20 protein-coding genes and 1 riboswitch are annotated in these 19512 nt (G+C 64.1%); of the genes, 8 read left to right on the top strand and 12 right to left on the bottom strand.

Going from position 1 to position 19512, the window contains the following annotated elements; all coding sequences use genetic code 11:
- Nucleotides 1–84: 84 nt before the first annotated feature.
- Both ACE3PP_RS03400 and cobA read right to left on the bottom strand, forming a co-directional pair.
- Nucleotides 85–1413, bottom strand: a complete 1329-nt coding sequence (locus ACE3PP_RS03400; RefSeq protein WP_374377946.1) for a cobyrinate a,c-diamide synthase — start codon at nucleotides 1411–1413, stop codon at nucleotides 85–87.
- A gap of 10 nt (nucleotides 1414–1423) precedes the next feature.
- Nucleotides 1424–2263, bottom strand: coding sequence for a uroporphyrinogen-III C-methyltransferase (gene cobA, locus ACE3PP_RS03395; RefSeq protein WP_374377944.1), 840 nt, complete (start codon nucleotides 2261–2263; stop codon nucleotides 1424–1426).
- A gap of 69 nt (nucleotides 2264–2332) precedes the next feature.
- On the opposite strand from cobA, the gene ACE3PP_RS03390 reads away from it, so the two are divergent.
- Nucleotides 2333–3451: a cobalt-precorrin-5B (C(1))-methyltransferase gene (locus ACE3PP_RS03390; RefSeq protein ID WP_374377942.1), complete on the top strand. Its 1119-nt coding sequence runs from the start codon at nucleotides 2333–2335 to the stop codon at nucleotides 3449–3451.
- Here the strand turns inward: ACE3PP_RS03390 and ACE3PP_RS03385 are convergent.
- Genes ACE3PP_RS03385 through ACE3PP_RS03370 form a run of 4 tightly spaced genes read right to left on the bottom strand, consistent with a single transcriptional unit; the run spans nucleotide 3448 to nucleotide 6250 of the window.
- Nucleotides 3448–4683, bottom strand: a complete 1236-nt coding sequence (locus tag ACE3PP_RS03385; protein WP_374377940.1) for an MFS transporter — start codon at nucleotides 4681–4683, stop codon at nucleotides 3448–3450. The genes ACE3PP_RS03390 and ACE3PP_RS03385 overlap by 4 nt on opposite strands.
- A gap of 2 nt (nucleotides 4684–4685) precedes the next feature.
- Entirely contained in the window at nucleotides 4686–5444 is a 759-nt protein-coding gene (gene cobM / locus ACE3PP_RS03380; protein WP_374377938.1) for a precorrin-4 C(11)-methyltransferase, read from the bottom strand.
- An 18-nt stretch (nucleotides 5445–5462) separates the two neighbouring features.
- Nucleotides 5463–5846 carry a cobalamin biosynthesis protein gene (locus ACE3PP_RS03375; RefSeq protein WP_374377936.1) on the bottom strand — a complete coding sequence of 128 codons (384 nt, stop codon included), beginning with the start codon at nucleotides 5844–5846 and terminating at the stop codon, nucleotides 5463–5465.
- Nucleotides 5847–5851: 5 nt separating this feature from the next.
- Nucleotides 5852–6250: a GFA family protein gene (locus tag ACE3PP_RS03370; RefSeq protein WP_374377934.1), complete on the bottom strand. Its 399-nt coding sequence runs from the start codon at nucleotides 6248–6250 to the stop codon at nucleotides 5852–5854.
- An 80-nt stretch (nucleotides 6251–6330) separates the two neighbouring features.
- On the opposite strand from ACE3PP_RS03370, the gene cbiB reads away from it, so the two are divergent.
- The gene (gene cbiB, locus ACE3PP_RS03365) at nucleotides 6331–7299 is read left to right on the top strand and encodes an adenosylcobinamide-phosphate synthase CbiB (protein WP_374377932.1); all 969 of its coding nucleotides are present in this window, start codon (nucleotides 6331–6333) and stop codon (nucleotides 7297–7299) included.
- On the opposite strand, the gene ACE3PP_RS03360 is transcribed toward cbiB, so the two are convergent.
- The 5 genes from ACE3PP_RS03360 to cobU form a co-directional block, all read right to left on the bottom strand.
- A complete protein-coding gene (locus tag ACE3PP_RS03360; RefSeq protein ID WP_374377931.1) occupies nucleotides 7296–8756 on the bottom strand; it encodes a cobyric acid synthase in 1461 nt (486 codons plus the stop codon). The genes cbiB and ACE3PP_RS03360 overlap by 4 nt on opposite strands.
- A 163-nt stretch (nucleotides 8757–8919) precedes the next feature.
- Nucleotides 8920–9540: a cob(I)yrinic acid a,c-diamide adenosyltransferase gene (gene cobO / locus ACE3PP_RS03355; protein WP_374377929.1), complete on the bottom strand. Its 621-nt coding sequence runs from the start codon at nucleotides 9538–9540 to the stop codon at nucleotides 8920–8922.
- Nucleotides 9537–13256: a cobaltochelatase subunit CobN gene (gene cobN, locus ACE3PP_RS03350; RefSeq protein ID WP_374377927.1), complete on the bottom strand. Its 3720-nt coding sequence runs from the start codon at nucleotides 13254–13256 to the stop codon at nucleotides 9537–9539. The genes cobO and cobN overlap by 4 nt, the downstream gene beginning before the upstream one ends.
- 6 nt (nucleotides 13257–13262) lie before the next feature.
- On the bottom strand, nucleotides 13263–14309 hold the full coding sequence (gene cobW, locus ACE3PP_RS03345; RefSeq protein WP_374377925.1) for a cobalamin biosynthesis protein CobW: 1047 nt from the start codon (nucleotides 14307–14309) through the stop codon (nucleotides 13263–13265).
- Nucleotides 14310–14328: 19 nt separating this feature from the next.
- Nucleotides 14329–14892 (bottom strand): bifunctional adenosylcobinamide kinase/adenosylcobinamide-phosphate guanylyltransferase, encoded by a 564-nt coding sequence (cobU, locus tag ACE3PP_RS03340; RefSeq protein ID WP_374377923.1) that lies wholly within the window; start codon nucleotides 14890–14892, stop codon nucleotides 14329–14331.
- Nucleotides 14893–14943: 51 nt separating this feature from the next.
- Nucleotides 14944–15111: riboswitch (cobalamin riboswitch) on the bottom strand.
- A gap of 247 nt (nucleotides 15112–15358) precedes the next feature.
- Here cobU and ACE3PP_RS03335 point away from each other — a divergent pair.
- The 4 genes from ACE3PP_RS03335 (at nucleotide 15359) to ACE3PP_RS03320 (ending at nucleotide 18114) form a co-directional block, all read left to right on the top strand.
- Nucleotides 15359–16537, top strand: a complete 1179-nt coding sequence (locus tag ACE3PP_RS03335; RefSeq protein ID WP_374377922.1) for an ATP-binding protein — start codon at nucleotides 15359–15361, stop codon at nucleotides 16535–16537.
- A gap of 69 nt (nucleotides 16538–16606) precedes the next feature.
- Nucleotides 16607–17365: an SDR family NAD(P)-dependent oxidoreductase gene (locus ACE3PP_RS03330; protein WP_374377920.1), complete on the top strand. Its 759-nt coding sequence runs from the start codon at nucleotides 16607–16609 to the stop codon at nucleotides 17363–17365.
- Nucleotides 17366–17440: 75 nt separating this feature from the next.
- Entirely contained in the window at nucleotides 17441–17686 is a 246-nt protein-coding gene (locus tag ACE3PP_RS03325; protein ID WP_374377918.1) for a hypothetical protein, read from the top strand.
- A gap of 20 nt (nucleotides 17687–17706) precedes the next feature.
- Nucleotides 17707–18114 carry a hypothetical protein gene (locus ACE3PP_RS03320; RefSeq protein ID WP_374377916.1) on the top strand — a complete coding sequence of 136 codons (408 nt, stop codon included), beginning with the start codon at nucleotides 17707–17709 and terminating at the stop codon, nucleotides 18112–18114.
- Between the two features lie 181 nt (nucleotides 18115–18295).
- Here ACE3PP_RS03320 and arsC read toward each other — a convergent pair whose 3' ends face one another.
- On the bottom strand, nucleotides 18296–18646 hold the full coding sequence (arsC, locus tag ACE3PP_RS03315; protein WP_374377914.1) for an arsenate reductase (glutaredoxin): 351 nt from the start codon (nucleotides 18644–18646) through the stop codon (nucleotides 18296–18298).
- A gap of 71 nt (nucleotides 18647–18717) precedes the next feature.
- On the opposite strand from arsC, the gene ACE3PP_RS03310 reads away from it, so the two are divergent.
- Together ACE3PP_RS03310 and moaD are read left to right on the top strand one after the other, a co-directional pair.
- Nucleotides 18718–19248, top strand: a complete 531-nt coding sequence (locus ACE3PP_RS03310; protein ID WP_374377912.1) for a PAS domain-containing protein — start codon at nucleotides 18718–18720, stop codon at nucleotides 19246–19248.
- Between the two features lie 9 nt (nucleotides 19249–19257).
- On the top strand, nucleotides 19258–19509 hold the full coding sequence (moaD, locus tag ACE3PP_RS03305) for a molybdopterin converting factor subunit 1 (RefSeq protein WP_374377910.1): 252 nt from the start codon (nucleotides 19258–19260) through the stop codon (nucleotides 19507–19509).
- The last annotated feature ends 3 nt before the right edge of the window (nucleotides 19510–19512 follow it).

Below are 19512 nucleotides of genomic sequence, written 5' to 3'. Positions count from 1 at the left end.
ACCGCGCGCGATGCATGCCTTTGCATAGCGGCCATCCGCCCACGTCCGGACAGCAGCTGCAGCAAAGGTGAACTTTACCGATCGCTAACCATGACCAGTGGTGCGGTCGATGAGATGCATGAACGATCCCATAACGGTGCCGGCACGGCGGCCGACCGGCCCCAATAAGCGGCCCCGCGCATCGCGCGCCGTAAAGAGGGCGGCGTCCCCATCCTCGGCGGTCACGCTTGCATAGTGGAACTCGTGGCCACGATAGATGGTCCCGGCTGGGCCGAGTGGCGTGCCATCGAGCAAATTCGCTTCGCGGTAGCCAAGATGCAGCTTGCGCTTGGCAAAGCTGGTCTCGACCGGCAGCAGCCCCGCCATCTGATGCCGGACGCCGGCGGCGTCCACCAGCCCGCGCCCCAGCGCCATATAGCCGCCGCATTCGCCATAGATGAAGGCGCCGCGCGCGGCCGCTGCATGGAGGCCCGCCTGAAAGGTCGCATTGGCGGCCAAACGGCCGGCATGGAGTTCGGGATAGCCACCGGGCAGAAAGACCGCGTCGGCATCGGCGCGCGGGCTTTCGTCCGCCAGGGGCGAGAAGGGCGTCACTTCGGCACCCGCCGCGACCCAGGCCTCGCGGTGGAATGGGTAGGAAAAGGCAAAGGCCGCGTCATCGGCCAGGGCGATGCGCTGCCCCAGCGGCGCCACCATTGGCAGGAGCTTTGCGTCAGTTGCCGTGATCGGCCCTGCTGCGGCCATGATCGCGTCGAGATCGAAACTATCGGCGAAATGTTCGCGCGCATTGGCCAGGAACTTGTCGAGGACCGCGATCTCGCGCGCCTGCACCAGCCCCAGATGCCGCGACGGCACATTGAGCACCGGGACATGCGGCAGGAACCCCAGTGCCGGTACGCCGGCCCGTTGCGCCGCATCGCTCAAGATCTCGCGGTGGCCTGCACTTCCCACATTGTTGAAGATGATGCCGGCGATCTTGAGCGCCGGATCGTGGCGCACCAGCCCCTCGATGATGGCCGCCGCCGTCGCCCCCTGGCCCTTGGCGTTGAGCACCAGGACAACGGGCAGATCAAGGAGTCGCGCCAATTGCGCCGCCGATCCGTTGGCATCGATGGGCAGGCCCGGAATGCCGTCGAAGAGCCCCATGACGCCCTCGACGATGATGAGCTCGCCGCGTTTCGCTTGCGCCGCCAGCAGCGCTTGCAGCGATGGCGGTCGCATGGTCCAGAGATCGAGGTTGAAACAGGGAAGACCCGTCGCCGCGGCGTGGAATTCGGGATCGATATAATCCGGCCCCGCCTTGCAGCCAGCGACCTTGATACCCTTGGCGTGCAGCAAAGAGAGAAGGCTGAGTGTCGTGAGCGTCTTGCCGCTGCCCGAGGATGGAGCGGCGATGAGGAGTCCCCGCGCCAAGAGGGAACGCTCAGCCGGTCCGGTCGCGCTGGCGCTGGCCGAGCGGATCGGGAATGAGGCTCTTGCCGTCCATGGCACCGCGCCAATCCATCGCCGCGCGCAGCTTCACGACCTCGCCCACCACCACCATGGCCGGGGGTTCGATTCCGGCTTCGGTCGCATCGGCAGCGGCGCGAGAGAGAGTCGTTTCCAGCACGCGTTGCTCGCTGGTTGTCGCCTTGGCAATGATGGCGACCGGATCGTTGGCGTTGCGTCCACCCTCGATGAGGCGCTGGGCGATGCGACCGATATGCTTCAGCGCCATATAGAGCACGATGACCGGCGCGCCCTTGGCAAGCGCCGCCCAATCGACCGAATCCGGCACCTCGCCGGTCGCGTCATGGCCGGTCACGAAGGCAACCGCCGAATTGCAATCGCGGTGCGTCACCGGAATGCCGGCATAGGCGAGGCCACCGATTCCAGCGGAGATGCCAGGGACGATACGGAAAGGGATCTTGTTTTCGACCAGCGTCAGCGCTTCTTCACCGCCGCGCCCAAAGACGAACGGATCACCGCCCTTGAGGCGCAGCACGCGTTTGCCCTCGCGCGCCAGTTGAACAAGGCGCAACGAAATGTCGGGCTGCTTGGCCGAAGGCTTGCCGCCGCGCTTGCCTGCATATTCGAGGATGGCACCCGGGCGCGCGAGATCGAGGATCGACTGGTCGACCAGCGCGTCATAGACAATGACGTCGGCCGAACTGAGACCCTTCACCGCCAACAGGGTGAGGAGGCCGGGATCGCCGGGACCGGCGCCAGTCAACCACACCCAGCCGGGTTCGAGTTCCGGCAATGTCGCAAACAGCTTATTCATAGGCGTTAAATTAGCGCAGGATGGCCCCGACACTAGCCAGCAAAAGACATCGGCCCATAAAATAGCGTCATGACTGATAAAAAAACGACAGAAGGCGCCCCGCGCCGGCCGGAAGGCGCCTTGCGGCGAGGTTGGACCACGGGTTGCTGCGCCACGGCGGCCAGCAAGGCCGCTTTTTCAGCCCTTTTGAGCGGAAAATTCGCCGATTCGGTCACAATTACCCTGCCCAAGGGCGAAAAACCGACCTTTCCGCTGCTGGAACCGGTGCTTCAGGCTGATTTTGCCGAGGTTGGCATCGTAAAAGATGCTGGTGACGACCCGGATGTGACCCATGGTGCCCATATAAGGGCCCGAATCCGCCACTTGCCGGCCGGCAGCGGCACGGTGTTCAAGGCGGGTGCAGGTGTCGGCCTGGTCACCAAGCCCGGCCTGCCCATCCCGCCCGGCGAGCCCGCCATCAACCCTGCTCCCCGCACCATGATCGCGGGCGTGCTGGCGGAAGTCGCCGCCGAGCATGGGACCCATCCGGATGCCGAAGTGACGGTCAGCGTCATCGGCGGTGCCGAGATCGCCAAGCAGACCTGGAACCCCCGCCTCGGCATCGTTGGCGGCATTTCGATCCTCGGCACGACGGGGATCGTACACCCCTTTTCCTGCGCGGCCTGGATCGCCTCGATCCATCGCGGCATCGACGTCATTCGGGCCGCCGGACAAACCCACGCCGCCGCCTGCACCGGCTCCACCACGGAAGCAGCCGTCGAACAGCGGCACGACCTGCCCGATTTCGCCTTCATCGACATGGGCGATTTCGCGGGCGGCGTCCTCAAATATCTGCGCCACCACCCGGTCGAGCGGCTGACCCTTGCCGGCGGCTTTGCCAAAATGGCCAAGCTCGCCGAAGGTCATCTCGATCTTCATTCCGGGAGAAGCCAGATCGATCTCAGTCGCTTGGCGGAACGCGCCACGGCACTGGGCGGCGATGCGCAATTGGCGGCAAGCATTCGCGCCGGCAATACGGCGATGGAAGCGTTGGAGCTTTGCAACAAGGCCGGCATCCCGATCGGCACCGACATCGCCCGCGCAGCGCAGGATGTGGCCCTGACCGAATCCGACCATCGCCTTGAAATCGAATTGCTGGTCTATGACCGCAAGGGCAATCTGGTCGGCGAGGCACCGTTCAGGCGCTAAATCCGGTTTAGGCGCCGGACATCCGACAGGAACGCCACCACCGGCGACAGCGCATAACCTGCGACCGCAATCCACATCACGGCATGAACGCCGATCTGTTCCGCAATGAGGCCGCCAATCAGTGCCGCAAACGGAATGGGGGCATCATTGACCAGCCGGGTCGTCGCCCCGGCGCGCGCCAACAATTCGGCCGGCACGCGTCGTTGGCGCAGGCTGCGCTCGACCACCATGAAATAGCCTGTGCTGCCGTCGGCGAGAATCTGCTGGGCGATCAGCAGCAGAATGGCTGCATAGGGACCCAGGCCCAATGCGTGCCCAGCAAGCGGCACGCAGGCAAGGCCCAGTGACTTGACCGCAAACGCAAGGATGAGACCGGGACCGGCGGTAAAGAGCGTCACCAGCTTCGGGACGGCAGCGGAACCGAGCAGCGATGCCGCCCCACCGACAGCAACAACCAGGCCCAGTTGCAAGGGTGTGAGGCCAAGGTCTGTCACGGCATAGAGCACATAAAACGGCCCCAACATGCCGCCGAAGAAGGTGCGGATGAAGCGCGCATAGAGCAGCGGCCGCAGTACGGAATCGTGCCACAGGACGCTGAGACCCGCCTTGATCTCATGCGTGATATTGGGCACCTCGGCGCGGGGCGTTGATCTCGGTTCATCGGCGCGGATACGGCCCAGGAAAAGCGCCGAGACCAGATAGCTCACCGCGTCGATGAGGATCGTGAATGGCCCGCCGATTGTCTGGACGAGGATACCACCCACGGGCGGCCCCACGATTTCCGTCGCAGCATCGGCTGCTTCCTTCAGCGAATTGGCCTGGACGATCTCCTCTTTGCCGACGAGACCCGGCAGATAGGCCTGGTCGGCAATGTCGAAGGCGAGCGTCGCTGCCGAGACGAAGAAAGCGACGATGACCAGCTGTCCGATGGAAAGAGCCCCGAACAAAGCCGCGATCGGCACCGAGATCAGCACCAGGAAGCGAATGAGATCGGCGACAATCATGGCGGGCCGGCGCCGCACCCGGTCAAGGAACGCACCAGCATGGAGCGCCATCAGCAAGGTCGGCAGGCTTGCCGCAACCGTGAGCCCGCTCATCGCCATTGGCCCGGCACCCAGCACCAGCACTGCCGTCAGCGGCAACGCCTCGCGCGCCACCTTGGCCCCCATCTGCGAAACGCCGAGCGCTGCGATGAGGCGCCGGAAGTCGGCGTGCCGCCAAAGGCCCGCCATATTCAGTCCGGTCGATAAAGGTGCTGATGCGCGGCGCTATAAAGCTGGCTGTCCTTGAACTGCGCCGCCCCAAAAACACGGCCAACGAAGATCAGCGCCGTGCGTGCAATGTCGGTCCCTTGCAGCTGCGCCTCGATGTCGCCGAGGCTGCCGCGCACCACCGCCTCATCCGGCCAGGAGGCGCGATAGACGACGATAACCGGGCAATCGGCACCGTAATGAGGCGTCAGTTCCGCGACCACCTTGGCGATGCTCTTCACGGAAAGATGGAGCGCCATCGTGGCGCCCGCCTTGCCGAGGGTGCTGAGATCCTCGCCCGGCGGCATAGGCGACGAGGCGCCCTGGACACGCGTCAGGATGATCGACTGACTGACCCCTGGCAGCGTCAATTCGCTCTTGAGAAGGGCGGCGGCGGCGGCAAAAGCCGGAACGCCGGGCACAACCGCGTAAGGAATGCCCAACTCATCCAGCCGCCGCATCTGTTCGCCCGTGGCGCCATAGATCGACGGATCGCCAGAATGGACACGCGCCACATCTTCCCCGCGCGCGATCGCGGCCGCCATCTCGGCGACGATCTCGTCGAGATGCAGCGGCGCTGTATCGATGACCCTTGCATCGGGCCTGACACACTCAACCAGCGCGCGCGGCACCAGCGAACCGGCATAGAGCACGACCGGTGCCGCCTCGATAAGGCGCCGCCCCTTGACCGTGATGAGGTCGGGGTCGCCCGGACCCGCGCCGATGAAATGAACCATAGCCATGCCGCTTTATGGACCGGATCACCCGAGCCGGGCAATGGCGCAGGTGACCCCTTTTCCAGCGGTCTTGGGCAGGATTAGGACACTGCCGGGTCCGGCCGCCGCGAGCGCCGCCGCCTCGGCGACGCCATGACAACCGAGGCGGCGAAACAATTCCTCGGACGGGTTGGCAAGGCGCGGCGTTTCCGCCTCCAATTCGGCGGCGGTGAAATAGCGCGCGGCGCTGCCCAGTTGCCCCGCCAGGGCCGCCACCAGACTGGCATCCTGTCTGCGATCGATGCTCGCCACCGCCACGATTTCGGCCTCCGACAGATTGAGCCCGCCCAAGGCCTGCCGCACCAGGGCGGCAAGGTCGGCGAATTGCGCCGCCTTTTCGTGACCGATGCCCAATGTATAGCGGCTCATGCCGGTCAATCGCCCGGATGGCGCGGCAGGTCGTCGCGCGTCTCGAACCAGGCGACCTTTTCTTCCGTGTGCCAGTGTGCTTCGGGGATCAGAACATCGGGACGGTCAAAGACACCGATGTGAAGATGGATTTCGTCCGGATATTTCTCGGCCTCATAACTCAGCGGCGTCCCGCAATGGGGGCAAAAGCGGCGCGTGACACCGGGCGTGGAACGGAAGATCGCCGGCGCCTCGGCCGTCCAGGCGAAATGGCCCGCGACGGGAAAGGCCGCGAAGCTCGCGACCGCCCCGCCGGTCTGGCGGCGGCAGGAAAAACAATGGCAATGGAAGACCGAGCGCGGCTTGCCGCTTGCTCGGAACCGCACCTTGCCGCAAAGGCATCCGCCTTCATGTTGTTCCATCATGGCTCTCCTGCCGCAATTGGGTTGCTCGGCGGCGCTCCCGCACTTGACGGGTCGGTGCCGATGCGCAGGATCGGTCCATCATGACCGAACTCCTTCAACCCGCTGCCCTCACACTCGCTATCCTTGCCGATGCCGCCCTGGGTGAGCCGGTCTGGCTCTATCGCCGCGTGGCGCATCCGATCATTCTCATCGGCCAAGTCATCGCATGGGCCGACCGCCGGTTCAACCGCGAGAGCGCAACGCCGGCGGCCCGCCGGCGGGCCGGCCTCTTCGTCTGCCTCGCCGGGGTTGCCATCGCTTTCCTTCTCGGTTGGGGTCTGCAGGCGCTGCTCCTCAGCTTCCCCGGCGGTCCGCTGTGGCTGGGCCTCCTCATGTCGACCCTCATCGCCCAGCAGAGCCTCTATACCCATGTCGCCGATGTCGCCAAGGCAATGGAACTATCCGGTGTCGAAGGTGGGCGCATTGCGGTCGCGCGCATCGTCGGGCGCGATCCGGAGGTCCTCGACGAAGCCGGCATTTCCCGCGCCGCCATCGAAAGTCTCGCCGAAAATTTCTCCGACGGGATTGTCGCTCCTATCTTCTGGGGTCTCGTCTTAGGCCTTCCCGGCATGCTCGCCTACAAGGCCATCAACACGATGGACAGCATGATCGGCCACAAGACGCCGCGCCATCTCGATTTCGGCCGCGCTGCTGCCAAGCTTGACGATGCGGTCAACCTGCCCGCCTCGCGCCTTGCCGCCTTGCTGCTTATCCTCGCCGCCCTGGTCTTGAAAGGTGCGCGGGCTGCTGCCGCCTTCCGGGCGGTGAAGCTCGACGCCACCCGCCACAAATCGCCCAATGCGGGCTGGCCTGAAGCCGCGATGGCGGGCGCCCTCGGCTTCGCCATCGCCGGTCCCCGCCGTTATCACGGTGTGCTCGTATCCGATCCCTGGATGAACGATGGCGGCAGATGGCAATTGAAGGCCCCCGACATCCGTGCCGCTCTGGCGCTCTATTGGCGCGCCTGCGCGCTGCTGGCTCTTGCCGTCCTCGCCTGCGCGGTCTCTTAAGCGCGGGTCCGGGCGATCTCCAGCATGCGGTCCAGATCGGCATGCTGTTCGAGATGCGCCGCCAAATCATCCAGCGCCTGCTCGACACCGGCTTCATAAGCCACGCCACTCTCGGCCCGCCGGCGCAAATTGTTGAGAAAGGCGTGACGGAATTCATCGGCCGCGAACAGCCCGTGCACATAACAGCCCATGATGCGGCCGTCGGATGAAATCGCTCCGTCCGGTCGGTTGCCGATGGAAAGAAACGGCCGCGCGCAATCCGGACCTTCGGTGACGCCGACATGCATTTCATAACCGCGCACGTCATGATCCAGCGCCCGCGCCGTCACCTCGATCAGCGCCTTTTCGCCGGTCAGGGTTGTTACCACGTCGAGCAGGCCCAGCCCGTCGATACCGCCCTTGGGGCCTTCGATGCCGGTCGGATCTTCGACACGGCGGCCCATCATCTGATAGCCGCCGCACAGGCCGAAGACAGCGCCGCCGCGCCGGTGATGGGCGCGGATGTCGATGTCCCATCCGGCTTCATAGAGCGCCTTGAGATCGGCAATGGTGGCTTTCGATCCGGGCAGCAGGATGAGATCGGCATCGCCCGGCAGAGCGGTTCCCGGCCGCACCAGTTCGACGCTGACATCCGGTTCGGCCCGCAACGGGTCGAGATCGTCGAAATTGGAAATGCGCGGCAATTGCGGCACGACGATCTTGATCGGCGCGTTCTTTCCTTTGTAGCTCGACAGCGCCACCGCATCCTCGGGCGGCAGCCGATCGGCGCCCGCGAACCAGGGGATGAGGCCGAGGGCGGCAAGCCCCGTCTTCTCGGCGACGAGCTTCATGCCATCGGCAAAGAGCGCCGGATCGCCACGAAACTTGTTGATGAGGAAGCCCTTGATGCGCGCCGCTTCACCCGGCGCCAGCAGTTGGACCGTGCCGTAGATGCTGGCGATGACGCCGCCCCGGTCGATATCGCCCACCAGCACGACTGGCAAATCGGCCGCTTCGGCAAAGCCCATGTTGGCGATGTCGCCGGCGCGCAAATTGATCTCAGCAGGCGATCCCGCCCCTTCGACCAGCATCAGATCGGCCTGGGCCTCAAGATGGCGATAGCTCTCGAGAACAGCATCGAGAAGTTGCGGCTTCAGCCGGTGATAGTCGGCGGCCTTGGCATTGCCGAAAATCTTTCCCTGCACGATCACCTGCGAACCCACATCGCTCTGCGGTTTCAGCAGTACCGGATTCATATGGACCGACAGCGGCACACGCGCGGCGCGCGCCTGCAGCGCCTGCGCCCGCCCGATCTCGCCGCCATCTGCGGTGACCGCCGCATTATTCGACATGTTCTGCGGCTTGAACGGCCGGACCTTGAGCCCCCGCTTTGTAAAGGCCCGGGCGAGGCCAGCAACGATCAACGACTTGCCGACATCGGATCCCGTGCCCTGGAACATGATGGCGGGAGTTTTCATGGCGCGAACTTGGATGGAATTGCGCGCATACACCCCCACCCAACCCTCCCCCTGAAGGGAGAGGGCTTCGTGTGGAATTCGCACCAACACCTCGCTCCAATCCCCTCTCCCTTCAGGGGGAGGGTCAGGGTGGGGGTGTGCAAGTGACGGCTGCAGGCCAATCTCAGAACTCCACGCCCGCCTGCGCCTTGATGCCGTCGCGGAAGGGGTGCTTTACCATTTCCATTTCCGTTACCAGATCGGCAATGGCGATGAGTTCGTCTTTCGCATTGCGACCGGTCAGGCAGACATGGAGGTTATCCCGCTTCGCTTTCAGGAAATCGGTCACTTCCTCGACCGGCAGGTAATCGTAGCGGAGCGCGATATTGATCTCGTCTAGGAGCACGAACTGGAACGACGGATCGTTCATCATGCGCTTGCCTTCATCCCAGGCGGCGCGGGCGAAGGCGATGTCGCGGGCACGGTCCTGAGTTTCCCAGGTGAAACCTTCGCCCAGCGCCCTGATCTCGATCTGGTCGGGGAATTTCTCCAGCACGGTGCGCTCGCCGGTATCCCACTTGCCCTTGATGAATTGGACGACGCCCACCTTCATGCCGTGGCCGATGCAACGCAGCACCATGCCGAAGGCCGCGGTCGATTTGCCTTTGCCCTTGCCGGTATGGACGATGATGAGGCCTTTCTCGCGGTTCTTGTCCGCCATCATACGGTCGCGCGCTTCCTTGCGGCGCGCCGCCTTCTCATTGGCCTTCTGGTTCAGGTCTTCGGGTTGGTTCGTCTCGCTCATGCTGCCTTGCTCCCATTGGCCCAGGCATTGAGGCGCATGCCGGCCGAGTTTGATTTGGCCTGCCAGAGCCCGCGCGACTGCGCCTCCAGCAGACGGTCGGCGATCTCCTTCAAGGCCGCCGGATTGTGTTTTTCCAGAAACGCCCGCACCGCATCATCGTCGAGATAAGCGGAATAGACGGCGTCGAAATGATGATCCGCTACGCAATCGGCCGTGGCCGCGAAGGCAAAGAGGTAGTCGACGGTTGCCGCCATCTCGAACCCGCCTTTGTAACCGTGGCGCATGATGCCGTTGATCCATTTCGGATTGACGACGCGCGCGCGCACGATGCGGGCAATCTCCTCATCCAGCGCACGCACCCTCGGCGCTTCGGGACGCGAATGGTCGTTGTGCCACACCACTGCGCGCTTGCCGCTGAGATGCTGGACGGCGGCAGCCAGGCCGCCCTCGAACTGCCAGTAATTGTCGCTGTCGAGCAAATCATGCTCGGCATTGTCCTGGTTATGGAGCACCGCTTCGACGCCGCTCAAGCGTTGGGCAAAGAGCTGCGGCACAGCCTCGCCACTCGCCCCCTGTCCATAGGCGTAGCCGCCCCAGGCGAGATAGGCGCGCGCCAGATCGCCCGTCTCCGACCAGCCCTTCTCGTCGATCAGAGTCTGGAGCCCCGCGCCATAGGCGCCCGGCTTCGAGCCGAAGACGCGGTAGCCGGCGCGGCGCGCCGCTTCCGTCTCGGCAACACCTTGCGCGACAAGGCCCGCGCGTTCGCTGCGGAAGCGCGCTGCCAGCGGATTGAGATGATCCGGCTCGTCGAGACCCGCCACATCGCGCGCGGCGGAGTCGAAGAGGTCGATCTGTGCCGGGAAGGCATCGCGGAAGAAGCCGGAGACGCGCAAAGTCACATCGACCCGCGGCCGACCCAGCACGGAAAGCGGCATGATCTCGAAGCCCGCGACACGGCCCGACCCGCCCGGGTCCCAGCTCGGCTTCACACCCATCAAAGCCAGGGCCTGGGCGATATCGTCGCCGCCCGTGCGCATGTTGGCGGTGCCCCAGGCGGACAGCACGATCGCTTTCGGCCAGGCGCCGTGTTCCTGCCGGTGCCGTTCAAGGACGAGGAGCGCCGATTGCCACCCCAAGCCCCAGGCGGTCGGCGTCGGCACCGAGCGCGTATCGACCGAGAAGAAATTGCGCCCCGTGGGCAGCACATCGAGCCGCCCGCGCGTGGGCGCCCCCGAGGGTCCCGGCTTCACGAAGCGGCCATCTAGACCGGCAAGGAGCCCGGCAATCTCGGCGGCACCACAGCCTTCAACGCGGGGCCGCAGATCCTCCTCGATGAAGGCCAGCACCTCGCGCGTGCGCGCCCAAGCGGTCTCGCAGCCGCGCTGTTTTGCCACCAGGGCAAGCGCCAGCATTTCCAGCCGTTCCACCGTGTCGCCGGTGAGGCGCCACGGATCGCCGCTGATCTCGGCGAGCGGCGCGGGGCGAGGGCCGGTCCAGGCATCGCCGAGTCTTGCGTTCAACGGATCGAAATCGAGACCGAGATCCGTGCTCAACGCGCGGATGAGCGAAGCGCCGCGCCCCTCGCTCTGCCCGCGCGGGAGGCGCGTCAAGGCCACCAGCAATTCGTCGAGCATCGCCCCTTCCGGCGCCTTTCCGAAGATATGGAGGCCGTCGCGGATCTGCGCTTCCTTTAGCTCGCACAGATGATTGTCGAGCTTGGCGAGCGCCGTATCCGTATCGTCCGTCGCCAGCACACCGCAATCGGCAGCAAGGCCCGACGACATGGCAAGGTCAAGGATCTGCCGCTTAAGGTCGATGCAGCGTCTGGGGTCGACCTGACTCGCCTCGAAATATTCATCGACCAGCCGCTCAAGATCGCGCGTCGGGCCATAGCTTTCGGCCCGCGTCAGCGGCGGCGTCATATGATCGATGATGACGGCCTGGGCGCGGCGCTTCGCCTGCGCCCCTTCGCCGGGATCGTTGACGATGAAGGGATAAAGGTGCGGCGTCGGCCCGAAAATCGCTTCCGGATAGCAGCCGCTTGAGAGCGCCAACGCCTTTCCCGGCAGCCATTCCAGATTGCCGTGCTTGCCCATATGCACGATGGCGAGCGCCCCGAAGTTCTGCCGCAAATAGGCATAGAAGGCGAAATAGTAATGCGGCGGCACGAGGTCCGGATCGTGATAGGTCGCGGTCGGATCGACTTCATAGCCGCGCGTCGGCTGGATGCCGATGACGATCTTGCCCAGCGAGATAAGTGCCAGATCGAAGCCGCCATTCGTGAAATGCGGATCGGTTTCAGGCTGCCCCCAGCGCACGGTGACGGCTTCCCGCATCGCCACCGACAGGCCGGCGAAGAACGCGGCATAGTCGCCAGCGTCCAGGCGAAACGGGTTTGCCGGCCGACGGATGAGTTCCTGCATCAGTGCATCGCCATCCGTCGGGATGCGCGTAATGGCATAACCCGCCTCCCGCATCGCCCGCAGCACCTCAATCGTGCCGGCCGGCGTGTCGAGCCCGACGCCGTTGCCGATGCGTCCTTCGCGGTTGGGGTAATTGGCGAGCACGATGGCAATGGGGCGCTCGCCCCGCGCCGTCCGCCGCAGCTTCACCCAATTGGCGGCGAGGTTGGCGACAAAATCGACGCGGTCCGCGAGCGGCAGCGGCGCCACAATGGTGCATTGCGTCGCTTCATCAAAGCGCGCCGCCGACTTCCAAGAAATGGCGCGGGTCAGAATACGGCCGTCGAGTTCGGGAAGCGCCACCTGCATGGCGAGATCGCGTGGCGATAGCCCCCGCTGCCCCGCCTGCCATTGTTCCTGGGCTTCCGAGGAGAGCGCAACCTGCAGCACCGGATGATCGCCGCCGTCGAACGGTGTCGCGAAGGTCTGCGCGCCCGGCTGCGAGATGGCGAAGCCGGTGCAGTTCAAAGTCACGTCCGGCGCCGTTTCGGCATAAAGCGTACGGATGAGATCCGCCGCCACCGCTTCCTTCAGCGAATTGACGAAGATGGGCAGCGGGTTGATCCCCCGCGCCGCCACGGCGCGGATGAGCGCATCGATCGGCGCCAGCGTTCCCGCTTGCAGAAGCGCGCGGTAGAAGACGATACCGGCGACCGGTGCCCCCAATTGCCAATGCGGCACCAGATCGGCCAGTCCCAGCACCTCCGCCCCGGGCCAATAGAGACCGGCACGCAAAAGCGGGCGCGGCTCGGCCCACTCGGTCTGATAGCCGATGAGGCTCGCCGCATAACGCAGGAAATTCTCCGCGTTCACGCTCCCGCCATGCACCTGATACTGCCACAGGCGATGCGCCTCGCCGTCAAGGACCGTCGAGCGGCGTGCCAGTTCCGGGTCCGGCTGATCGTCGCCGGAGAGCGACGCGAACTTCGCTCCACGTGTCTGCGCGCTGAGCGCCAGCTGCTCGACCCCATAGGGCCAATAGCGCTCACCGCCGATGAGGCGCAGCACCACAAGCTTGGCGTGGCTCACCACCTGCTCGATATAGAGATCGACCGACATGTGATGCTGCAATTGCAGCAGGTTGACGAGGCGCAATGTCGGCTTCGGTTCGGCCAGCGCTGCATGCGCCGCCGCCAAGGCCGCGAGTTCCGTGTCCGCCGCACTCAGCACCACGATCTCGGCCGGCGTCTGGCCGAGATCGACGGCCTCGCCGCCGTCGCTGATTGTTCCTGGTTTGGCGGCGAGGAGATGCATGGGTCTTTACGCGAGCGCCGCCGCGATGGCTGCGCGGTCGAGACCTTTGAGGCCGATGACGACGATGCGGCCCTTGCGGCCCTCATGCGCTTCAAGAGGCCGGTCGTAATAATGCTGCAGGCGGTTGCCCACACCCTGCAGCACCAGGCGCATATCCTTGTCCTTTACGGCGAGGAATCCTTTGACGCGCAGGATGTCGTGGGCCTCGATCGCCGGAATGAGCTTGGCAATGAGATCCTGCGGGTTGCCCAGTTCGCCAATTTCGACTTGGAAGCTTTCGAAATCGTCATGGTCATGATCCTCGCCTTCCAATTCATGGTGCGAGGGGCGCGCATGGAGATCGTCTTCCGCCGCCGCATCCAGCCCTAAGAGCACGCGCGGATCGACCTCGCCGAAGCGCGCCGTGATCATCTTCGCCGGACGCTGCAATTCCTTGATGATATGCGCCTGCGCCGCTTCGTGCTGGCCGCCCGTCATCTGGTCGGCTTTGTTGACGATGATGAGGTCGGCGCAATTGATCTGGTCTTCGAAGAGTTCTGCCAAGGGGCTTTCGTGATCGAGCCCGTCATCCGATTTCCGTTGCGCATCCACCGCCTCCGGATCGTCGGCAAAGCGCCCGGCGGCAACGGCCGGCCCGTCGACCACGGCAACGACACCATCCACTGTGACGCGCGTGCGGATCTCCGGCCAGTTGAAGGCCTTGACCAGGGGCTTCGGCAAAGCGAGGCCCGAAGTTTCGATGACGATATGGTCGGGCGGGCTCGCGCGGTCGAGCAGCGCCTTCATCGTGGGCAGGAAATCGTCGGCAACCGTGCAGCAGATGCAGCCATTGGCGAGTTCGACGATATTCTCGTCAGGGCAGCCCTCGATCTTGCAGCCCTTCACGATCTCGCCGTCGACGCCAAGCTCGCCGAACTCGTTGATGATGAGTGCCAGGCGCTTGCCACCGGCATTCTTCAAAAGATGCTGGATGAGGCTGGTTTTCCCCGCACCGAGAAAGCCCGTGACGATGGTTGCGGGAATCTTGCCGGTATTGGCAGTGATGACGGTCATGGCGTGATCCTTATCGGCTTTACTTCAGTATCAGCGGCAGGCCCGCCGCGACGAACAGCACATGGTCGGCCCTGGCCGCGATACGCTGGTTGAGGCGCCCCGCATGATCGCGGAAATCGCGCGCCAGTTTGTTGTCCGGCACGATGCCGAGCCCGACTTCGTTGGCGACGAAAATCAGCGGGCCGCCGCATTGGCCGAGCGCTGCTTCGAGCGCGTCGATCTCCGCCGGCACGTCTTTTTCCGCCAACAATACATTGGTGAGCCACAGCGTCAGGCAATCGACCAGGACCGCCGCCCCTTTCTCTGTTTCCGCCACGATGGCCCGGGCGAGATCCATCGGCTCCTCGACCAGGCGCCAGTCGGGATCGCGCCGCGCCTGGTGCAGCTTCACCCGTTCGGCCATTTCGGCGTCGCGGATCTCGGCCGTGGCGATATAGGTGCGGCTGCCCGTATGCCGGTCGAGCACTTCCTCGGCATAGCGGCTTTTACCCGAGCGCGCGCCGCCCAGAACCAGGGTGATCGCTGGAAGCGGGGTAATGAGGCCGGTTAGGCCGGTGCCTGTTGACGTGCCGGATCGAGCCATGACAGCGCGAAACCTCCCACCGAGGTCGTTGCGAAAAACGGTCAACCGCCGAGGTTTCCTGGCTCAACCCGAGACGCCCTCGCCTTCCCAGCCCATTGGCCAGTGGCATGTCGAAAAGCGCCGCCCTGGGCTTCCCCAAGGCATAAGGTCCTACAGTTGCGGGGGCAGCGCCGGATTCTCGCCGTTCAGCTTTGCTGGCCAGCGACCACCGGCTTCCCTCAAACACGGTCGGGCGCAACCTAGCCAAAGCCGGCGGCGTTGGCCAGCCGGAAAGGAGACAGTCTGTCGCAACTAATTTATCAAGTATGATACATTATAGTGTGTATTTGTGACTGCCCGTTTACTTCTCGTTATTTACGGTCTGGCAACATTCCAAACTGTAACTTCCTTCGGTTTGGAACGGCTGTTCTATTACGGCCGCGGATGAATAGGTTTGAGTGCGTTTTCCACCAATCGGGATGTTCCGATGCCCTTTGAGCGAATTGGCCAAGCTGCGGTCAGAGCGGACGAAGTGTCGCTGCTCGACGTCGTCGCGACGCCGATCGTCATCACGCATCTGGGCACGACTGAGATACTCTATTCCAATCGTGCGGCCCACCTCCTGTTCGATCGACCCGACGAGATCGACCCGGCCAAGCGGGCCGAAGATCTCTATGTCGATCCCGACCAGCGCACCAAGCTCATCCAGCGCCTGAAGCAGTTTGGCGAAGTCACCAATTACGAGATCGAGTTCAAGGCCCTTTCGGGTCGGCGCTTCTGGGGGCTGCTGTCCGGCCGTGCCACGACCTTCGATGGCCACCCCGCCTTCATCGCTTCGATCGTCGACATTTCGGCGCAGAAGGAGCGCGAGGTTCAGCTCGCCCAGGCAACAGAACAGCTGCGCATCCACGCCGCCGCCGCCGTCAAGCTCAACCGCGAACTCAAAGGCCAGCGCCAAGTGGCCATTACCGCCAGCCGTGCCAAGAGCGACTTCCTGGCGCGCATGAGCCACGAATTGCGCTCACCCCTGAATGCCATCCTCGGTTTCTCGGAAGTGATCGCCGATCGCATCTTCGGCCCCGATGCCACGGACCGCTACGAATCCTATGCCCGCAATATCCATGAGGCGGGCGGCCATCTTCTCGAGCTCATCAACGACATTCTCGATCTTTCCAAGGTCGAGGCCGGCGAGTTGCAGCTGACGCTGGAGCCGATCGAGCTAAAGGAATTGATGAAGAGCTCGGTCCAGCTTATGACGCCGATCGCGGAGAAGCGCGGTGTGCAGTTGGTGGTCGACCTTGGCCGATCCCCCTTGTCGCTGGTCGCTGACCGCCGGCGCCTGCGCCAGATGGTCGTGAACCTCGTCAGCAACGCGATCAAATTCACCCTGACCGGCGGCACCGTGATGATCACGGCGCATCAGGAAGGGGGCAATATCGTCATTGATGTCGCCGATTCAGGTATCGGCATGACTGCCGAACAGATCAAAGTGGCGCTGCAGCCCTTCGGCCAGGTTCCGACCGAAAGCCCCTACGCCCAGGTCGGCACCGGCCTCGGCCTCCCCATCGTCGAAAGCCTGGTGAAGCTCCACGGCGGCAAGCTCGACATTCACTCGACGCCCAATGTCGGCACCACGGTGACGCTGACCATCCCCAAAGTGCGGTAAAGGGCAGCGGCTTCCGGCCGTATGCCGAACGCATTACAGTCGCCCCACGCAATTGGGGGACCCGCAACCATGACTCGCTCCATCCTTATCACCGGCGCCGCCTCCGGCATCGGTGCCGCCACGGCACGGGCACTTGCCGGCGCCGATGCGCAGATCCTGCTGCACACCAAAGGCAATCGCGCAGGCCTTGAGAAGATCGCCGCCGAGTTGGAAGCGAAGGGCACGCGCACCGTGCTGGCGCTGGGTGATCTCGCCGAACGCGAGACCGGCGCACGGCTGGTCGAAAAAGCCATCGACAGTTTCGGTACCCTCGATATCGTCATCAGCAATGCCGGGTTCCCTTTGCGGCCGCTCATCGGCACGCTCACCCGCGACGAGCTCGACCATGCCTACGCGGTTATCGCCGGCGGGTTATTCTCTCTGGCGACGGCGGCCCTCCCCCATCTCAAATCCGCGGGCTCAAGCGGTCGCCTCGTCGCGGTCTCGACCCATAACGCGCACCTTTTCCTGCCCGGCTATCTCAACTTCCCGGCCAGTGCCGCAGCCAAGGCGGCCCTCGAGACGCTGGTCAAATCTCTCGCCCTGCAATTGGCGCCGGACGGTGTCACGGTGAATGCGATCGCCCCCGGCCTCATCGCCAAGGACAAATCGGCCGGCGAGCAGACCCTCTCGCCTGAGGAATGGCAGAAGCTCAAGGCCCGCATCCCCATGGGCGATCTGGGCACCCCCGCCGATGTCGCCGCCACCATCGCGTTCCTCTGCTCCCCCGCCGCCCGCTACATCACCGGGCAGATCCTCCATGTCGATGGCGGCCTCGTGATCCGCTGAACTTGGCTCAAAGCGGTCACTTGACTTTACCTTGGTACATTGGTACATCATCCGTCGAACCCAATCGAGGAAAAGATGGAAACGATCGAGCGCGTGCAGACCGGCGTGCGGCTGGAAAAGCGCCTGCTGAAGGTGCTGAAGGGTTTGGCCGAGCTGAAGGACATCAGCTTGGGCGATCTGCTCGAAGGGATGGCGCTCCATGCCTTCGAAGGGAAATGCCCGTTCGGGCCCGAGACCATCGCCCAGATCGACCAGCTGAAGCAGGTCTACGGCCTCACCCTTTCGGCAGAATCGAGCCATCGCCTGACGGAGCGGGAATGATGACGAAGACGGAGGCTATGATGACAGACAACGCATTCCTGGGCGCCCTTGAATCCTGCGCGCTGAAACCGGCCGATTTCAATCACGCGGCCCATATCCGCGCCGGCTTTCTCTATCTGCAGCGCCACGATTTTGCGGGTGCCTTGCAGGCCATGCGCCGTGCCATCCGCACCTTCGCCGCATCGATTGGCAAGGACGGGCTCTATCACGAGACCATCACGGTCGCGTTCATGACTTTCATCAATGAGCGTTTGGCCGGCGAGCCCACCGGCATCGCCTGGAACGATTTCGCGGGCCGCCATCCCGATCTCTTCAACGGCACGGTGCTGTCGCAGCATTATTCGAAGGGGCGCCTCAATGATCCGCGTGCGCGCGACGTGTTCCTGCTCCCGGACCGAGTGCCGAATGGTTTGGGAGAAGCCGCTTAGAATCTTCGCTTCAGCCCCCACCCTAACCCTCCCCCTGAAGGGAGAGGGGACTGCAGCCGGTTTCGCACCGCTGCTTGAGCCAACGCGGTGGGATTCCCTCTCCCTTTAGGGGGAGGGTTAGGGTGGGGGTGTCGGCATATGCCGAGTGAGGGTGTCAGGTCAGCGACCCTTGGTCCAACACCTACTCCACCACTTCCCAAACCCGCTCCGGCGGGCGGCACAGGATGGCGCGTTTGCCGTTGATCACGATCGGGCGCTCGATCAGCACCGGCTCGGCAACCATTTTGGCGATGAGCTGGTCGGGTGAGAGCTTCGCCACATCGCCCAGCGCCTCATAGGCATCGCCCTTGCGCCGCAAAATGTCTGCTGGGGCGGCATTGCCCATCATCGTCAGGATTTTCTTCAGCATTGCCGCATCGGGGGGTGTCTTCAGATACTCGACCACATTCGGCCGATGACCCTTCTCGACCAGCCAGTCGAGGACCTTGCGCGACGTGCTGCATTTGGGGTTGTGATAGATGGTGATCGACATTTCGGGCTCGCCTTTGTGCTGCGCTTCCAAACAACTGGCCACAAGCTAGCGGGAAGACATTCGCCTTGCCAATGACGACCGACATCCACGATCCGCCCACCCTGGCAGCCGATCCACGCTTCGGCCGGTTGCTGAGGCATGTCGCTGGAAAGCGCGGCGACCGGCGCTGGGCCCGGCGCGCCGATATCGACGCCAGCGAAATTCCCGGCCTTCTGCCACATATCTGGATGATCGAGATCGAACGCCCCGGCGATTGCAATGTACGGCGCCTGCGCGTGCGCCTGGCCGGAACGCGGATCGAGAATGTCTACGGTCGCGCCCTGAGCGGTCTCTATCTCGAGGAGATGGATTGGGGGACCTATTCGCCGCGCATTCTCAATTCCCTCACGCGCATGGCCGATGAGGGGATTGGGCATTTTCTCGACGCGGCTGCGATGGTTCAGCCGCGCCTTTCACGGCGCGTGCGGCGCCTGGGCCTGCCCCTTTCCGATGACGATGAACGGCCGAGCCATCTGCTGCTGCTGGCCTATTACGAGTTCAACGCCAGCGCGCCGGAACATTTCAATGAAATGTGGCTGGACGGAGCGGCCCTCACACCCTAAATCAGGGCCATGAAACTCCTCTATTTTGCCTGGATCCGGTCCAAGGTCGGCCTCTCCGAGGAACGCGTCAGCTTGCCCGACCATGTTGGGAATGTGGGTGACCTCGTCGACTGGCTGGTGGCGCGCGGCCCCAATTACGCGGCGGCTCTTTCCGAACGCAAGGTAGTGAAGGTCGCCGTCAACCAGGAATATGTCGGCTTCGATCATCCAGTGAAGAGCGGCGACGAGATCGCCTTCTTCCCGCCCGTGACCGGTGGTTGAACC

This window comes from Dongia sp. (genome assembly GCF_041910485.1).
In the GTDB taxonomy this organism is placed as follows: Bacteria; Pseudomonadota; Alphaproteobacteria; order Dongiales; family Dongiaceae; genus Dongia.
Note: the sequence above shows the minus strand (reverse complement) of the source record. Positions and strands in the feature narration are given on the sequence as shown.

Excerpts from the sequence above, each read along its gene's own strand:
- cobA (WP_374377944.1), bottom strand. The coding sequence starts at position 2,263 with ATGAATAAGCTGTTTGCGACATTGCCGGAACTCGAACCCGGCTGGGTG.
- ACE3PP_RS03390 (WP_374377942.1), top strand. The coding sequence starts at position 2,333 with ATGACTGATAAAAAAACGACAGAAGGCGCCCCGCGCCGGCCGGAAGGC.
- ACE3PP_RS03385 (WP_374377940.1), bottom strand. The coding sequence starts at position 4,683 with ATGGCGGGCCTTTGGCGGCACGCCGACTTCCGGCGCCTCATCGCAGCG.
- cobM (WP_374377938.1), bottom strand. The coding sequence starts at position 5,444 with ATGGCTATGGTTCATTTCATCGGCGCGGGTCCGGGCGACCCCGACCTC.
- ACE3PP_RS03375 (WP_374377936.1), bottom strand. The coding sequence starts at position 5,846 with ATGAGCCGCTATACATTGGGCATCGGTCACGAAAAGGCGGCGCAATTC.
- ACE3PP_RS03370 (WP_374377934.1), bottom strand. The coding sequence starts at position 6,250 with ATGATGGAACAACATGAAGGCGGATGCCTTTGCGGCAAGGTGCGGTTC.
- cbiB (WP_374377932.1), top strand. The coding sequence starts at position 6,331 with ATGACCGAACTCCTTCAACCCGCTGCCCTCACACTCGCTATCCTTGCC.
- ACE3PP_RS03360 (WP_374377931.1), bottom strand. The coding sequence starts at position 8,756 with ATGAAAACTCCCGCCATCATGTTCCAGGGCACGGGATCCGATGTCGGC.
- cobO (WP_374377929.1), bottom strand. The coding sequence starts at position 9,540 with ATGAGCGAGACGAACCAACCCGAAGACCTGAACCAGAAGGCCAATGAG.
- cobN (WP_374377927.1), bottom strand. The coding sequence starts at position 13,256 with ATGCATCTCCTCGCCGCCAAACCAGGAACAATCAGCGACGGCGGCGAG.
- cobW (WP_374377925.1), bottom strand. The coding sequence starts at position 14,309 with ATGACCGTCATCACTGCCAATACCGGCAAGATTCCCGCAACCATCGTC.
- cobU (WP_374377923.1), bottom strand. The coding sequence starts at position 14,892 with ATGGCTCGATCCGGCACGTCAACAGGCACCGGCCTAACCGGCCTCATT.
- ACE3PP_RS03335 (WP_374377922.1), top strand. The coding sequence starts at position 15,359 with ATGCCCTTTGAGCGAATTGGCCAAGCTGCGGTCAGAGCGGACGAAGTG.
- ACE3PP_RS03330 (WP_374377920.1), top strand. The coding sequence starts at position 16,607 with ATGACTCGCTCCATCCTTATCACCGGCGCCGCCTCCGGCATCGGTGCC.
- ACE3PP_RS03325 (WP_374377918.1), top strand. The coding sequence starts at position 17,441 with ATGGAAACGATCGAGCGCGTGCAGACCGGCGTGCGGCTGGAAAAGCGC.
- ACE3PP_RS03320 (WP_374377916.1), top strand. The coding sequence starts at position 17,707 with ATGACAGACAACGCATTCCTGGGCGCCCTTGAATCCTGCGCGCTGAAA.
- arsC (WP_374377914.1), bottom strand. The coding sequence starts at position 18,646 with ATGTCGATCACCATCTATCACAACCCCAAATGCAGCACGTCGCGCAAG.
- ACE3PP_RS03310 (WP_374377912.1), top strand. The coding sequence starts at position 18,718 with ATGACGACCGACATCCACGATCCGCCCACCCTGGCAGCCGATCCACGC.
- moaD (WP_374377910.1), top strand. The coding sequence starts at position 19,258 with ATGAAACTCCTCTATTTTGCCTGGATCCGGTCCAAGGTCGGCCTCTCC.